Consider the following 16,370-nt stretch of genomic DNA (forward strand, 5'->3'; position numbering starts at 1 on the left):
GCCTATTCGGCGCCAATAAATGGACGAGAGCGAGGAAAACTCACTCACGTCCATTCGCGGTGGATGATTTAGTTGGCACCCCAACATTTGACAAAGAGCCGGAAATGAGGTTGAACATGCGGTAGATGTCGGTTACATTTTCGACCTGTTTTTCATTGCGGTTGGAGTACAGGACGGCCGTCGTCCCGATGCCGTAGTATTTCAAGAGCTGCATGACCGACAGCATCATCATCGACGCATGGCGAAAGCCTCCGGTAAAATCGGCATGGAGCGCTACGTCTTCCGGTTTCCAATCATGCTCTTCCATAAAGTCTCGAATGGCGTCGGCCATCTCGAGGACCTGGCGAACACTTTTCTCGGTTTGACTCCGTTCATTGTAATCAATACGGACGCAATTCGCCGCAAAAGGGCCTATCCGATTGAGGAATAAGGCTTCATGGGTCAAGCGGTGCTCCTGATTTTCGTCGTCGATATAGCAAAGCTCTTCCTGAGTCCTTTTCGTAGAAAAATAGAACAGGCAGTCCAATTGTTCCTGCTGTCGTCGTAAGTGGTTCGCCGTCCAACGGACTGCCGATTCATTGGTTTGAACGCAGTCAATCATCGTCCCATCGGAGAGTTTATACGGAGACAGGGATAATTTCTTATCGCCATCGAGATGAACTTCGCTCAAAAACAGCAGCATGATATGCTTCATAGATCCACTTCCCTTTTATCAATTCTATAAGCGACTCTCCATGCCCCGCAAGAGTTTCAATACTAATTCTTTGACTTCCTGTGTCGACAGAGTGTCCCCATTGTTAGCGTGATTAATATTATTTCTTTCGGATCTGAGTTTATAGTAATCATGCAAAACTTCTAAGGCCTCTTCCGCAGGCTGTCGACATTGAACAAAACCGCAATCAAGCATTTTCAGATACTGGTACTGTCGCTTATTCCAGTTTTCATCAGAAAGGTAGATTCCGTCTACTGTCGGCTTAGCAGAAACGGTAATTTTTTTCTCTTCTGCTGAGGATTCCACATCAAACGGTACAAGAATTTTGAGCAGTTCATAAGGAGCTTTTTCTAAATAATGGTAAATTTTATCTATATCCCGACGTTTGAAGTATTCCGATTCCTTTAGGTTAAATGTTGGAGCCTTCTTGTCTTGAAGATACATAAAGCGGATGATGGCATACGTTTTAGGGTAACGTTTTTTCATGCTCCGGAGCTTTAATCTTCCGTTTTTTATAGCCCTTAACACCCTGGGGGCTATCTGTAACTCATCCAGCAGCGGTTTTATTCTTTCACCGTTTCCCGAATATTGACTCAACGCAAGGGAGACATCTTTCCGTTCTACAAAATGCGAAATCACTTCACGTAAAGCGGCTTCTTCCGTTTTTTTAGGCTTTCCGATTTTTAGGGGCGCATCTTGTTGACACGGATCGGCTGGAGAATAGGTATTTAGAAAATAGTACTGCCAAGTCTGGTAATCCGTTTTCCCTTCCTTGCAATCATTCTGAATCAAGGGATGAATAGGGTAAAAGATATGGGAATCTATGATTTCTTCAGGCATCCATTCGGTACACAGGGTCATGGCTTGCTGGAGGTAGCCTTTCTCGACGCACCAGCGAATGATATCGAGTTTGGTGAAGTCTTTTTTCAGGAGGGACCCGTATTCCATTTTAAAGATGGCTAAGATGCGCAGAAAAATCTTTTCCTGCAGGGAAATGGCACCGGCTCGCTCGAAGTTTTGCAAGGCTTCTTGGAGTTCGCCTGCCAAGGGCGCAATTTTTCCGGTCCGGCAGATGCGCACGGCATTAGTAAAGTCGCGCATCGTTTGCAAGAGGACCTTCGTTTCCGCTGTCTGATTCGAGCCTTCCATGTAGGCCGTGATTTCCCGGGTACTGCCGAAGTTGATGAACTCATCGGCGCCGGAAATGAGGTTGAACATGCGGTAGATGTCGGTTACATTTTCGACCTGTTTTTCATTGCGGTTGGAGTACAGGACGGCCGTCGTCCCGATTCCGTAGTATTTCAAGAGCTGCATGACCGACAGCATCATCATCGACGCATGGCGAAAACCGCCGGTAAAATCAGCATGGAGCGCTACGTCTTCCGGTTTCCAATCATGCTCTTCCATAAAGTCTCGAATGGCGTCGGCCATCTCCAGGACCTGGCGGACACTTTCCTCGGTTTGACTCCGTTCATTGTAATCAATGCGGACGCAGTTCGCCGCAAAAGGGCCTATCCGATTGAGGAATAAGGCTTCATGGGTCAAGCGGTGCTCATGATTTTCGTCGTCGATATAGCAAAGCTCTTCCTGAGTCCTTTTCGTTGAAAAGTAGAACAGGCAGTCCAATTGTTCCTGCTGTCTTCGTAAGTTGTTCGCCGTCCAACGGACTGCCGATTCATTGGTTTGAACGCAGTCAATCATCGTCCCATCGAAGAGTTTATATGGAGACAGGGATAATTTTTTATCGCCATCGAGATGAACTTCGCTCAAAAACAGCAGCATGATATGCTTCATAGATCCACTTCCCTTTATTTCATGAGTCGCCCCAGGCCGCGACAGCCTGTAATCTGTCCCTCATTGTCGCGAACGAAGTCGATGGGAACGAGGACGTCGCTGCGACTGCCGGCCAAGGATTGGGCTACGACAGACGAGACAATATAGGCCGTGTCCGCTTGGGGCTCCGGCAGACCTTGAACGGGACCGTAAGTCATGTTGTAGACGGGGACGGGCCCTGCCATGCCGACCGCTTCCTTGATGACGTCACAACGGGCGAGCATCCCCGAGGCAGGAATGATGTCGATCGCTTCGTGGTCGAGTTCCGGATCTTGGTAGACAAGCTGAATGTCGTGAGGTGTGAGATTGATGAGCTGCATCCGTATGCCTCCTTATATCCCATGCCATACAGGGGCCACCCTATATGGCATGAAAAAAATAATATGTGTTCCTTTTTTATGCGGTGCCGTTTTCTTCGTGGCTTTCTGTTTCCGTTTTAGAAGTCTCGGCTCGTTGACGATAGCAAACTTCTTTGATGTTTTCTACATATTCGGTCAGCAAAGCCTTGATGTCTTCCAACGTAGACAGTTGGTGATCGTTCCGGGCATGATTGGTGTGGTTTCGTGCATCCTTAATGGTACCGTATTGATCTAAGAGTTTATATAATACTTCCTTAGACAAATCAGTGTAAGCCCAGCCGCAATCAAGCAAGCGAAGGAACCGATTCGGATAGGGAACAGAAATGGTAATACCAGAAAAAAGTTTCTGCAAATCATCAGAACTCATTTTCTCAACGAATTTGACCAAATTATTGCCTTGTTCATAGGATTTCATGTCCTGAAGTCGTTTATTATTGGCCCCCGACATATAGGCTGCTTTTAAAACTTGGAGCTTCTTCATTTCAAGGTCACCTAATGAGATTTCTCCCTGCATGATTTTTCCCGGTGTCCGACATAAGGCTTGAATCAAGGAAAAACCGGCTGCCAGCCCTAATTCGTCATTAAGAGACACTGTATCTACTATATCTGTATGGGAGTTCTCTTTCAGATAGTCTTTAATCACTCCTTGAGCCTGTATCGCCCAATCTGTTTTCTGGTCAGTGCGTGCGTTCGTCCGGATTAACTGCGAGGCCGCTTTTAGCTGTTGATCGTAATCATTTTGTATATTGCTGAAGTGCCGGTTAACTTCGCGTTCTCTATCTTTGTTGCAAAATTGAGTATATAACTGAACCGCCGCCGGTGCTTTATCAGTGCTATTTTGAAGGAACGTATCGAAAGCCTCTTGCCCTTCTTTTGTCAAGGTAACAATATTATAGGAGCAAAAGATTTTTGGCACCCGTTCGGTATAGAGGGTCAAGGCCTGCTGGATATAATCATGCTGAATGCACCATTCGATAAGGGTGATGTCATCCGGTTCTTCACTCCGCAGCAGCCAGCGGTACTCGTGACGAATCCGGCCGTAAAGGCGATTCATGAGGGAATCGGGTAAAGACGCCTCACCGTTCGCATCATGCATGCGGTCATGGAAGTTTTCCATCGTTCTTCTCAAGTTCGTAATCGCATCACGGAAGATGCCGTAGTTACAAAGGCTGATGGCATCGGAAAAATCAGCCATGGCCTTGATGAGTTGCTGTAATTCCGGTGACTGCTTAGACATAGCTTGCCGCTTGTAATAATCACGAAGGGTTTGGACGCTGCCAAAGCGAACAAATTCTTCAGCACCGGAGATAAGGTCGAACAAGGCATAGATATCATTAACTTTTTCAACAATGTGTTTATTCCAATTAGAGTACAAGATGTCGCCGATACGGACTCGGTCGTCATACTGCATGAGGCGCAGGATGGCCATCGTAACCATGGCCGCATTACGCATGCCACCCGTAGAATCAGCATGAAGTACTAAGGTATCATCTTTTGGCAGCTTGGCAATGAATGCGTCGACTTTAGCCGCCATATCGACGATAGACTGAATATTTTCATTCATCTCGCCCTCTTCATTGTATGAAGCGACTTCGAGTTCAGCCTCAATAGGATGTTCTCCCTGTCTCAGGCGATATTCGAAATATGAAAGATGGGTATAGGGATTTCCGTCTTCATCACAATAAGCTTCTTTGGTGTTTTCATCCTTTAACGTTGATTGAACTTTCTGGGTCGCAAAGGCAAACAGTCGCTCTAGTGGCTCATGCTTTTGAACACAGTAACGGACGGCCGATTCATTGGTCGTGTAGCAGTCGCCAATATCCTTGTAGTTGGTGACCCTGACCTTTCCATCTCTCACCTTGACATCACTCAAAAACAAAAGTATTCCCTGATGTTCCATACAGGCCTCCTATAGATATGAAAAGAGAGGCTGCCCATGAGGGCAACCTTCTCTTCTATTTTATTTGATGATTTTATCCGGTGTCGGCAAGACGGCCCGATCTGTAAATTGCGGATCAACGCCGCCTTTTAGGGTACCCTTGTCACTGCCGGCGGCACTGACCTTGCGAACCCAATTCGGCCGTTTGGTATTGTTCCAATCAAGCATGATGCGAAGATTTTTCAGAGACGCTTGGTAGGATGATTCAACAGAACCGAGGTGTTCTTTGACATAAGTATCGAAGGCTTCGATAAAATTCATTGCATCGGCAGACTGTTTTGACTCCTGCCATTTTCCGCCGTCAAAGAGATTTCCGTAACGGTCACTGTCGAGGTGCAGCTGCGCTTTGATGCGCACACTGCCCATACCCAAGGATTTCCCCATACCGAGTTTATAGACGATATCTTCATTTTCCTCTTGGAGGTGGAATACTTTTAACAAGGCTCCCAATTCAACAGCCGTCAGGTTGCGGAAGTGAATGGCACTGGAAAAGGCATTGCCGGCCAATAAAGGCTCAATCTTTTTCGTAATACTCCCCTTTTGCTGTTCTGTTTTGGCCTGCCAATCGCTGTTTCCGATGTTTTTGTGCCAATACATCTTATAGCCCCGCAGCTCTACAGGGGCATCGCTGTCCCAATGAGCCGGCGGCCAATCATTTTGGGTCAAATAGAGCTGGTACGACGTCGGATTGGCTCCCAATAAGGGTTTTACCCAAGCTTTAGGTCCTAAATTTACGGGAGACGTCAGATGGGCATCTTCAAAGGATACGCGGCCGGCCCAGTCTTCCTTACGGCCAAAAACGGCGTCGGCAAAATCGACGACATCGGGATCTTTCTGCAAGACCTTGGGCAGTCGGTCGCCAACCGATTTCTGGTAAGGAATCCGGTAAGAACGGCCATGGCCGAAGGAGGTGATTTCCCCATCTTCCTTGGTATAGAAACAAGGGACGAGGAAGTCGATATCACTGCGTCCGGAAAACTGCTTCGCCGATCCGCCACGATAGGCGGCCTGCTGTTCGGTACTGCTACTATCATTTAACAGATCGACACCTTTACGGCGCGTGTCATCGCGATATTCCTGAATGAGCCGTTCCGGGACGGCTTCAGCTTCGTTCCAATCAGGATTGGATAAGCAGCGAACAAATTTTTTATTCCGCTGATTTCCGGTCAAAATATAGGCAATTTTTTCTTTGGGATTCCAATCAACCTGTGATTCTTCGGGAATTGTACCATATTCGTAAGCCTTGATCGATTTCATATCGCAAGGAGCCAAATAGTATGTCCCGTCGCCTTCAAGACGGTAGAGAAATCCCGGTTTTGCCCGTTTGACCGGTTTCCCCGTTTTGGAATCGGCATGTTCCGTCGACATACGCTTCACGTAATAGGCGTTCAGTTCCTTTAACTGAGGCATGCTCTTCGGAGCCATGAGGCAGCGGAAATAGAGGTGGCGGTCAACGAAATCTTCATCACGGCGCATGGTACCGGCCGTGACGATTTTGAAAAGGCCGCGTACCATGCCGCGCAAAGAACTGCCGGGGATCAAGGGCTCGCCGGTTGGCGAAAAGAAGGCTTCATCGTCGCCGCCATTGCCGCCGCCGATAAAGAGCGGCGTCACATTAGAAAGTTCCAGTGATAAAGTACCGCTGTAGGTCTCTTGACTTTCAATATAGCCGCGAAAATCGCCTTTCATGGCATCGAGGGGTGAGGCCAGAACGGTTCTCGTAAAAGGGACAAAGTTATAAGCCGATACGGCGGCTTTCGGAGCATTGGCATTGTCCACATACTTCTGATGGGGCTTCAAGGATGGAATCTGCTGCTTTTTCTCCTTTTGGCCGCCTTGATAGGAGTTGCCGCCCCCCTGTCTGCGGTAATTGCCGCGAGGCTTTTTATCTAAGCTCGTGTCTAAGGTGATGGACACCTTCTTTGGTTTTTTTGGTTTCTTTTGTTTATCTTCTTTTTGGGGTTTCTCTTCCTTTTCCAGTTCCGTAGATTCTATAAGTCCCAATGCCTTCATCTGATTTAATATATCTTCATTCATCTTATCTCCCCCCTTCGGCTGATTCGATGCGGACAAAGCGGTAATCGCTATAACCGGCCTGGCCCGTTTTATCATCGGCTTCAATATAGCTGCGCGTGACCAGTCCATAATAGTCGGCCTTTTCTTGGCAGGGCACGGTCATGGAAAGGAAGCGTTCGTCGTCTTTCAAGGTGACGAACGTCCCGTCGTGCGCCGTCTTATGCCCCCAAAGGCGGGATAAGGCGTCGACGTGGCATTGGACCGAGCCTTCGCCGTCGCAGACATAGCGGCCTTCATAAGCACCGTGACGGCGGTAGAGGTGAAGTTCTTCCTTTTCGTTAAAGATGCGGATTTCCAGAATCTGATTTTCGTCCAAGGTTTCTTGATTGGCAAAGACAATCGACGACCCGTCCCAACGGCCCCAGGAAATCTGCTGGCGCTGCCATACGACGAGGCTGGCCGAATCTTTCATATATTGTTTAATGACGTCCCCTAAGGGCTGCGTTTCATGGATTTTCCGTTTCCAGGTCACCGGGCTGTCGACCAAGGTCAATCCCTTCCGGGCTAATTCCATACTCATTGCGCTCACTCCCCTTCCGCAACACGATTCAGTGCCGCTGCATAGGCTTCTAAGGCTGCCGGATCACCGCCGGTTACCTTTCCGTTCTCTTCGAGGACCCAGTGCTGGCGCCTTCCGTCTTTTTGGAAGCGGATGTCAGCATGGTGGCCGGTCAAATAGCCACGGCCCACGGATTTATCGCCGCCCAGAGCCACTTGGCCGGTCCAGAGATCTTTTAAGAGGAACAAAGCCAGTCCGGCTTCCCAATCTTGGCAGTCTTCAATGGCAAGACGCAGGGTGACGACGGAGCGGGTCTTATCTTTTTGCCATAAGGGCTTTTCAGCAAAGAGTTTGCTGTCCATGGTGCTGCCCGTGAAACGGTCGATGGCGTTGCGCGTCTGTTTAACCGCTGCCACGTGGTCCGGTGAAATATAGACTTCGTCGACGAGGAAACGGCTCTTCTGCTTTTTCCCATCGTCACGGGAATAGCCCATGAGCCCGTCCAATAAATCCGTCGACTTCCCTAATACCTGCAGGATATGAGATGCCTGATGGCGAAGGACGCCTTTGACCGACGGACCGGGAATGAGATAATCGTTGCCGCTCATCATGGGAACGACATCGATATTCTGATCACTGTCTGCGGCCGATACGTCACGGTTGCGAACTAAGAGGGATGTCTTCAAGGCAAAATCGGCTTCGATGACGAAAGACTGGTTGCCTAAGCGTTCTTCGGCCTTGACGTCATAGACCGTTTTGGGAACCTTCCGACTGAGCCAGGCCTTTACATCGTCGTATTGGCTAAAATCGTAGAGATGGATTTTGGCCTTTTCAAGGCGTACATGGCCAAACCCCTTGGCCGTCATGGCGCCGAGACGGATGCCATAGGATAATTGCTTTACTAAATCGTCAAGAAATACCTTCCATTTCGGCAGGTCGTTGACGACTTTCTGCCGCAGCTGCCAAGTCATGGTAAAGGTGCCGCGGGCCCCTCTTTCGACGACTTCATAGTCGTATTTGGCCTTATCCTTAGCAACGCCGGTGTATTCGTCGATGGACACGCCGTCGCGAACGGTAATATAGGCATTTTCAAGGGAAATATCGTCGATGCAAACGGCGCTCTGCACGCCTTCTCCACGGCGGTCGTCACTGTAGCCAAAGAGCAGCTGCGTCGCCGTTTTGTCCCAGTTAGCGGCAAGATGGCGGAGGACGCCGGCAAGCGACGTGCCGGGGATAAAGGGCTGTCCTTTTTTATCGCGCAGGACACGGATATCGGTGATGTCGTCCGTTTCCCGACCGGAACCGATGAGTAAGGGGGTTTCAAGGGATAAGACCCCTTCGACTTGCACGCAGTACAACAGGCTGGCTTCATGTTTCATCGTTCTTCACCTCCGATGCAGTTTTACGGACTTGTACGGCCCGTTTGCGGCTGTGGCGGAAGAACCAGAGCCAGTATTCATGGAAATACGATTCTTTGGGTTCCTTGAATCCGATCATTTTAGCAAGCTCATCCGGAATCAGCTGTGACAGCATTTTTTCCCGATCGGCACTTTCATAAGGCGCCGGTTTGTCTCCGTTAAAAATCTCGTAAAGGGGAGCCCCGTTCAGGCGCAGGCGGCGAAGATGAGTACCCACAGTCTCATTCTTGCCGGCTTTGGCCTTGAGTTCAGCTCGGAAATCCCGGTCAAGCCACGATTCTAAACGGGCAAAGAGATGGGTCTTGGCCCCGCCTTCAAGGCCTTTCAATTGAGCGGCATCTTCATAGGCGAAGTTGTGGAGCTGTTCCTTGATACGGCTTTCCAAGATAGAAGCGGCCCGTTTCTTCACTTCCGGAGATTTAATAGAAATCTCTTCCAATTCCTTCTTTTCGCCCTTATCGTCGATAGTCAAGTCTTGGGGGTTCCACCGCCGCAGCTGACCGAATCCTTCTTCCGTCCGGTCGCCGGCCCCGCCGTACATCAGTTGTGTCAAAGCTTGGACATCCTTATCCTGCCAGGGACCGTCTTTATGGATTTCAAAGACCGTTCCGGCGGCGAGAGCCATACTGCGCGGGCGCCGCATCTGCCAAATACCGACGAAGTTTTCAATGGTAATCGGCGTACTGAAAACACGGCCCAAGGTAAACGTGTTGCTGCCGGCACGACGATTGAGGACGTCAATGACTTCTTCCTGCAGTACCCGATCAGCCCTTGCTGCCATTCCATCCGTCGGCAAAAGGGGCGTATCGAGGACAAGGCATGTCGTGTCGGAAAAGGTTTCATCGGGAAGGGCCTGCGGCGGCGTAAAAGTCAGGCGGCAGCCCCCGTATTCCGTCCGTTTCGACCGGCCGATACGGCAGGTGAAGCTTTTCCCCTTTTTACCGACGTCGTCAAAGAAGGACTGCAAGCAATCGTCATCGCCGATGACGGCGCCTTGGAAGGTTTGATCGGCGTCGATAGATTCGTAGGTATAGACCTTGCCGTCCTGGCTGTGACCGCTCAGGCGTTCCTTGTCGCCGCTGCGGCTCATGTGGAAGGTCATGCTCGATTTGACCGATACGGGGCGAATCGTCCCGCCATCGACGACGGACAGGCCTTTGAGGCTCTTATATCCCGCTTTCCCCTCATCGGACAACAAGTCGAGAATCGGCTTATCGCCGGATACGGCTTTCGCTTTCATGAGCGACAAGGGAAGTACCATGGCTCTTTTTCCGTCGGCACTGGGATTGGCACTGACGAAGCGCAGATCCGAGAAAAAGTAGCGGATAAAATTTTCATCCATATGGGCTTTCGCACCCAATTTATGGTCGTTTGCGTATTTCCCGGCTAAGACGCCGCGCAGGAGGGTTCCGCTGAAGGATTCGCTGCTCGCCGTGAGGAGCTGGGAACTGCCCGGTGCTGTCAAGACGACGGGCGATAAGGTTTCAATCGTAACGTAGGAAATCTGCATCATTTACGACCCCCTTTCGAAAAAGCCTGAGCCATCAGATCTTCCTGTTTTTTCATCGTGCAAGAGAGGCGTCCAAACCCGCGGTTGCGGTTCATGCCGGCTCGCCGAAGATTGGAAACGGCCAAGGCCAAAGCTTGTTCGTGGCGGGGTTCGCCGCCGTTGACCTGAACTTTTCCAACGAAGACTAAGTCGCTGTCGACGACGCGAATGTTGCGCAGGGACGTTTCTTTGGCCGTCCCGTCGGCGTTGAGGGCCGTCTGAAAGCGAATAGAGGTATAAGTCTGTAAGACCGATTCCGGTTGGATGAGGTCAAAATGAGACTGGAGATACTTCCATTCTTTAGCCATGTCCCGGTAGTCTTCCAGGTAAAAACTCGGGACGATCAGTTCGACCGTGCTGTCCGCCCGTTTGTGGAAGAGTTCCTCTACGGTCTTTCGTTCGATAAAAGGTGTGGTGCATAATTCCGCCATTTCAACGACTTCGACGGCACTTTCATACAGGAGGCCGCGCAGGCGTTTCCCCGGGAAATATGGCATGCCCAATTCGTCATGGACAATGTCGGTGTCGACGTTGACGTCAGCCTTCCCGGAATTCAGGCACAGCGGCGATTCCGTTTTAATCCGTACTTCATATTCCATAGTCCGTACCTCCTATTGCAGTTCCGGGACAGTGTAGTCCATGATTTCAATGGCATCGACGTAAGGCGTCTGCCCGGCCGCAGAACCATCCTTTTTATTCCATACGGCCTCTTCAAAGCGTTCCCAACCGTCGACATGAGGCAGGCCAAGGCCCATATGCTTCAGCTGTTCCAAATAGAGGCGAATATCTGCCTTCCCTTTCTGTGCCGTAAACCGCAGTTCTTTGACCTTATTGGACGGCATCGTCGTCAATTGTTTGGTGCAGGAAAGGAGTTTTGCCAAGGCATGTTCGTTGTTGTCATCATCGACGCGATAGGGGCCGAAGTGCATGTTGCCAAGGGCGCCCTTGTATTCGGTTTGGCGGATTTAATCCAGTTTCGGAGCCTGTTCGCCGTGGAGGATGACGAAGTCCAGCCAGCACGATGGCGGCGTTTCCTGTGATGAATCCTCTTTCTGTGATGATTTTTTCCCACGCGACGGAACTTTGGCAGCATCGCAGGCCTGTTCCGCCAGTTTGTAGCCACGGAAGAAGGGATAGGCCGTCGGCAGGATGGCAATGCCGGCGCAGGAGGCAAAATATTGGTTCAAGGTCGTCATGAAGCGTTTCGTATACGTAATTGCCAGTCGAGCCGGGCAAATAAAGGTAATATCGTCGCCGCCGAGAATCAAGGGACGAATGGGCAGGACGCCGTCTTCCAAATCGAGGAAGTCGCCGTACGAATCGTATTCGGCCACGATAGAATCTAAGAGAACGGCGAAGGTGTCTTCCGTATTTTTCCGTACCTGGTAAGACAAACGTCCCCGCTCATGGAGGGTTTTACAATCACTGAAGCGCTTGCCCATCTGATTGCCGTCGATGTGAATGATAGCGATATCCGATTCCGTTTCCCGTTGGCCCAGTCGGTCGAGCTCCATAGGGAACTTATAGCCCTTCAGCTGATCTGCAAAGCGTCGGTGCAGGTCGTCATTGGCTTCCGAGGCCGCAGCCGTCTTGGCCCGGACTTCCTGGGAGAAGAATCGCGGCGAACCTTCTTGAACCATGAGGTGCGTGTCATCATAAAAGTCAGCTGCTTCACCATTGACTTCGCAAGGCAAGGTCAGTCCCGTATAAGGAACATTCACCACGGGGAAGACGGTGTTTTGATTGTCCTTCAATTGACGATACAGTTTTCCCAGTTCATCTTTAAAATTTTCCGATAAGTCCAAAGGTCCCATGGCAACGCCGGTCTTCAGGCCGGGGTAACGGACGAGAAGCTCTTTGGTAAAGGCCGTTACGATATCCTTGCGGCAGTCGGCGACGCCTTCCTTGAACAGGATCAGGGCATTGCCGCCGCCGATATAAGCGACGTAACAATCAGCCGGCAGATCCTTCAGCGGTTCCGTCCGCATCTTCCAGCTCGTCCCGTCAACGGTACCCAACCCGAATGCCGGATCGGCCAAAATCTCTTTGACCAACACATCGTCAAAAACATGCTCGACGATGTACGAAGCACCGATGTTGGTCTTCAACCGATTGCCTGAAAAAATATACTTCTGAATGGACCGCGTATCAAACAAAAGCGCTTGTACACTCATCCGCCTCTCCTCCTTTTCAAATGACCCTCTTTTCCCGTCACGATCCGAACCTGTGAAGCACCCATGCCTAAGGCCGTCTTGATGCCAAAGCCGGCAGCACTGCCGCACCTTAGTAAGAGCGCCGCCATCTGCCGTACCCGTTCCGGTCCGCCAAAACGCAGCCGCACGGAGCCGGCGAAACCTTTGACGCCGTGCCCTTCCAAGCCGAAAAACTCCGTATGGAGGTCATAATCTTGAATAATCGTATAATAGCTTAATACCTGGTGAAGCCCTTTTTCCAGCGTCTCTCCGGTCATCAGGGGCCAGCGCTGGAGAATACTTTGATAGAGCAGTTCCGGTTCAGGAAACAGGACATAGGCCCCGCTGCGCTTAAAACTCGTCGTCGTCAGAAAACGAATCTCAGCGCCCATCGGCACCGGCCCCGGTACAGCCTGCTCCCCATCGAGGGGAATGGACCGGCAGCGGATACGGCCTAAGCCGACGTCATAGCCTTGCTGGTGTAAAGCCAAGGACTTCGTCCGTTCCAAGGCCGGCAGCATGACCGACGCCGCCGATGTCTCCAAAAACCCCAGGCGCCAAAGGTTCTGCCGTGCCTGTTCATTCCAAAAGACGGCCTGACTGTACGGGCGCATCCCCTTGCGGTGAAAAACACCGGCCCAGTCAGGACCTATGAGCTCCATCAAAGCTCCGTGAAAGACCGAGCCCATCGAAGGATGGACTCCCTTCCCCTTGGGAAATCTCAGCGGTATCTCGCAGATTTCCAGCAACGATATCAACTCCTTCTACGGCAAAGGCTACATCTTTGCCGTCATGGTAAATACCTAAAAAAGCGTAATAATACTTCTATGATTTACAAATTCGACACAGAATAAATAAAATCCTGCCAAATGACAGGATTTTATTCAAAAAAGTAATTTATTATTTTAATAGTTTACATAAGTTATACAAAACGCATCGAGATGACTTCCAGGAATGCATATACCGTTGCCAACCAAGACCTTTCCAGTCCCCTATGGTACAAACGCCTTTTTCCTAAAAGGAGTCAATTTAACTCCGGGGATTTGGGTAATACGACGGGTCTTGTTAGTTGAACTGACCAAGCTTGTTTGGCGTTTCAGTCCCCTTACGGGGATTTGGGTAATACGGCCAGTGGGCAGTTCTGAATAATCTTAACGACGATGCAGTCGTTTCAGTCCCCTTACGGGGATTTGGGTAATACGGCACGAGAAATCTGTTCCAAAGGTTCTACGATAGCGGCAGTTTCAGTCCCCTTACGGGGATTTGGGTAATACGGCGACGTAAAAAGAGAATGGTTAGCGAATTAATCTGGAGTTTCAGTCCCCTTACGGGGATTTGGGTAATACGGCCCATTTAGACGCCTCTGATAAATTGAGGAAAGAAACAGAGTTTCAGTCCCCTTACGGGGATTTGGGTAATACGGCCTAGAGCCGATGGTTCCATGAAGTATGCCGAAGTAGCGTTTCAGTCCCCTTACGGGGATTTGGGTAATACGGCTTCCGATATTTTATTTGATTTAAAAAACGATCTTCCGTTTCAGTCCCCTTACGGGGATTTGGGTAATACGGCCCTGTCCCTCAGTACCCGCTCCCTGACTGGGCTCACAGGCGATTTTTTCAAACCTCCGGCTTTTTTCCTCTTTTTCGGCGACCCGGGTGAAAAATAAAATTTGGGCAGTGTCGTTTTTTCCCTTAGTTACGCCATTTTCAGCCGTTTTTGAAATTTTCAAACCTCCCAGGGGGTTCACCCCAAAATCGGTTTTCTTTCGGCTAACGTATTACCCTTATTTATAATTAGTATACTTTTCTTGACTTATTCTGTCAATTGGTCAAAGTCTGACAGTTCTCCTGATTCACGCTCCGATATATTTTCCATTCGCCGCAGCAAATCAAAGATGAGGTCTTTGATGCCCTCTGTCGACAGGGTGCCTTCGTCATGGGCGTGGTTGATACAATTCCGCTCGATACGAAGTTGGAAGTAGTCGTGCAGGATTTCTAAGGTTGCTTTAGCCGGCCGTTTGTAACCGACATAGTCATACTTCATCATGCGCAAGTAATAAACTTGACGATTATTCCAAGCGATTTCTGATTCATAGATACCCGGAACATCCCCTACAGAAGGCGGCACATGTTCTAAAAATTCATCGGGCAACGGCAGCAGGGTCTGGAAGAATGCATACGATGCCGTCTTCAAAACATTATACATGGCCGATACCCTTTGATTTTTCAAATATTCGTCCAAAGTCAGATCAAAGTTAGGACTATTTTTGACTCGATGATACATGCGATGCAAAATGGCATAGATTTTCGGCCACTTCTGTTTCAGTTCCTCCTTCGTCATCTTATCCGTCGTCAAGTCAGAGAGGATCTGCCGTACAAAACGCAATTCTTCCAGCAAGGCTTTGAAATAGACAGCCTCCTTAGGGTATCGGCGCAGGACATAATCCACGTCACCGGAGGCTTCAAAGTCGGCGATGATGGTGCGGAGCCTCGTTTCCCGCTTCTTTTTTTCCAGTCGGGGAAACAGGCGGTTCAAGTAGGCATCGCTATCTTCTTTCGTCCGTCTCACCGTAAGATCATTCACAAAATACTGCTGCCACGTTTGGTGAGGCAATTTTTCCCGCATACATTGATTGGGAATAAATTTTTTAATGGGGTAAAAAATACGACGGTCGACCAGGTCACCGGGGATCCACTCGCTGCACAAGGTCAGTGCCTGTTGGAGGTACTCTTTTTCAACGCACCAGCGAATGATGTCGAGCTGCGTCATGTTTTCCCTTAAAAGCAAGTTGTACTCGGATTTGAAAACTTCCAAAACGCGCAGAAATATTTTTTCCTGCATCGAGACGGCACCGGCCTGTTCAAAGTCCTTCAAGGCTTCCCGGAATTTTTGGGCCAGGACCGCAATTTGCCCGGTCCGACAGATACGGACGGCATTGGTGAAGTCATGCATCTGCTGCAGCAGTATCTTCGTTTCCCTCGTCTGCTCAGCCCCTTCCATACAGGCCATGATGCCGCGAGTACTGCCGAAGTTGATGAATTCATCCGTCCCTGAAAGGAGGCCGGACAGATAATAGGTGTCGGTTACCTCTTCGACTTGCCCTTTATGGCGGTTCGCATCCAGGACGGTCGCCGTTCGAATTCCGTCGTGTTTCAAAATCTGCATGACCGGCAGCATCATCGACGTATGGCGAAAAGGGCCGGTAACATCGACGTGGAGCTGTACACCTTCGGACTGCCATTGCTTCGCTTCTATAAAGGCACGTATGGCGCCGGCCATTTCAAGGGCCTGATGAACCCGGTTTTCGGGCTGACGGAGTTCATCGCAGTCGACGCGAATACACTGAGCCACAAAGGACTGTATCCGCTCCCGAAAGAGGTCTTCCTGAGTCAAGCTGCACTCATTCCCGGCTTCGTCGACGCAGCAAATCGCTTCCCGTGTCCGCTTGGTTGAAAAATAGAACAGGCAATCGATTTGTTCGCCCTGCCGTTTTAAGGAAGCCGCCGTCCGGCGAATGGCCGCTTCGTTGTCCTGGACACAGTCACTCATCGTCCCGTCGATATTTTCATAACGCGAAACAACCAACGTACGGTCATAATGGAGACGGACCTCGTTTAAAAACAGCAGCATGATATGTTTCATCGACTCACTCCTTTCATGGTAACCTCATACAAATACTGCCTCATTCCTTACCAATACGTCAAATCAGCGAATTCGTCCCCCGGGCTTCATCACAGGCCCCATAAAGACCGCCAGTGTATTCGCCTCCATCGACGATGGTTCAAAGAGTTTC

Annotated in this window: 13 protein-coding genes and 1 CRISPR repeat array; all 13 genes read right to left on the bottom strand. The window is 49.9% G+C overall.

The window, feature by feature from the left end:
• Positions 1–40: 40 nt before the first annotated feature.
• Positions 41–694, bottom strand: coding sequence for a hypothetical protein (locus A0U42_RS10155; protein ID WP_065360877.1), 654 nt, complete (start codon positions 692–694; stop codon positions 41–43).
• 24 nt (positions 695–718) lie between these two features.
• Positions 719–2,506, bottom strand: coding sequence for a TM1812 family CRISPR-associated protein (locus tag A0U42_RS10160; protein ID WP_065360878.1), 1,788 nt, complete (start codon positions 2,504–2,506; stop codon positions 719–721).
• A 14-nt stretch (positions 2,507–2,520) separates the two neighbouring features.
• Positions 2,521–2,865, bottom strand: a complete 345-nt coding sequence (locus A0U42_RS10165; RefSeq protein ID WP_065360879.1) for a hypothetical protein — start codon at positions 2,863–2,865, stop codon at positions 2,521–2,523.
• Between the two features lie 76 nt (positions 2,866–2,941).
• Positions 2,942–4,804, bottom strand: a complete 1,863-nt coding sequence (locus A0U42_RS10170; RefSeq protein WP_065360880.1) for a TM1812 family CRISPR-associated protein — start codon at positions 4,802–4,804, stop codon at positions 2,942–2,944.
• A 60-nt stretch (positions 4,805–4,864) separates the two neighbouring features.
• Positions 4,865–6,880, bottom strand: a complete 2,016-nt coding sequence (locus A0U42_RS10175) for a TIGR03986 family CRISPR-associated RAMP protein (RefSeq protein ID WP_065360881.1) — start codon at positions 6,878–6,880, stop codon at positions 4,865–4,867.
• 1 nt (position 6,881) lies between these two features.
• Positions 6,882–7,439: a CRISPR-associated protein Csx19 gene (csx19, locus tag A0U42_RS10180; protein WP_065360882.1), complete on the bottom strand. Its 558-nt coding sequence runs from the start codon at positions 7,437–7,439 to the stop codon at positions 6,882–6,884.
• Between the two features lie 5 nt (positions 7,440–7,444).
• Positions 7,445–8,797 carry an RAMP superfamily CRISPR-associated protein gene (locus A0U42_RS10185; protein ID WP_065360883.1) on the bottom strand — a complete coding sequence of 451 codons (1,353 nt, stop codon included), beginning with the start codon at positions 8,795–8,797 and terminating at the stop codon, positions 7,445–7,447.
• Positions 8,787–10,349 carry a hypothetical protein gene (locus A0U42_RS10190; RefSeq protein WP_065360884.1) on the bottom strand — a complete coding sequence of 521 codons (1,563 nt, stop codon included), beginning with the start codon at positions 10,347–10,349 and terminating at the stop codon, positions 8,787–8,789. The genes A0U42_RS10185 and A0U42_RS10190 overlap by 11 nt, the downstream gene beginning before the upstream one ends.
• The gene (locus A0U42_RS10195) at positions 10,346–10,984 is read right to left on the bottom strand and encodes an RAMP superfamily CRISPR-associated protein (RefSeq protein ID WP_065360885.1); all 639 of its coding nucleotides are present in this window, start codon (positions 10,982–10,984) and stop codon (positions 10,346–10,348) included. The genes A0U42_RS10190 and A0U42_RS10195 overlap by 4 nt, the downstream gene beginning before the upstream one ends.
• Positions 10,985–10,996: 12 nt before the next feature.
• Positions 10,997–11,314, bottom strand: a complete 318-nt coding sequence (locus A0U42_RS11525; RefSeq protein WP_083122530.1) for a hypothetical protein — start codon at positions 11,312–11,314, stop codon at positions 10,997–10,999.
• A 36-nt stretch (positions 11,315–11,350) separates the two neighbouring features.
• Complete coding sequence (locus tag A0U42_RS10200) at positions 11,351–12,559, bottom strand: hypothetical protein (protein WP_083122532.1); 1,209 nt, start codon at positions 12,557–12,559, stop codon at positions 11,351–11,353.
• Positions 12,556–13,266: a CRISPR system precrRNA processing endoribonuclease RAMP protein Cas6 gene (gene cas6 / locus A0U42_RS10205; protein WP_065360886.1), complete on the bottom strand. Its 711-nt coding sequence runs from the start codon at positions 13,264–13,266 to the stop codon at positions 12,556–12,558. The genes A0U42_RS10200 and cas6 overlap by 4 nt, the downstream gene beginning before the upstream one ends.
• A 332-nt stretch (positions 13,267–13,598) precedes the next feature.
• Positions 13,599–14,146: a CRISPR direct-repeat array (repeat unit 36 nt; unit sequence GTTTCAGTCCCCTTACGGGGATTTGGGTAATACGGC).
• 243 nt (positions 14,147–14,389) lie between these two features.
• Complete coding sequence (locus A0U42_RS10210; protein ID WP_065360887.1) at positions 14,390–16,219, bottom strand: TM1812 family CRISPR-associated protein; 1,830 nt, start codon at positions 16,217–16,219, stop codon at positions 14,390–14,392.
• Positions 16,220–16,370: the final 151 nt, after the last annotated feature.

The sequence above is a fragment of the Megasphaera sp. DISK 18 genome, from assembly GCF_001682955.1.
Classification (GTDB): Bacteria; Bacillota; Negativicutes; order Veillonellales; family Megasphaeraceae; genus Megasphaera; species Megasphaera massiliensis.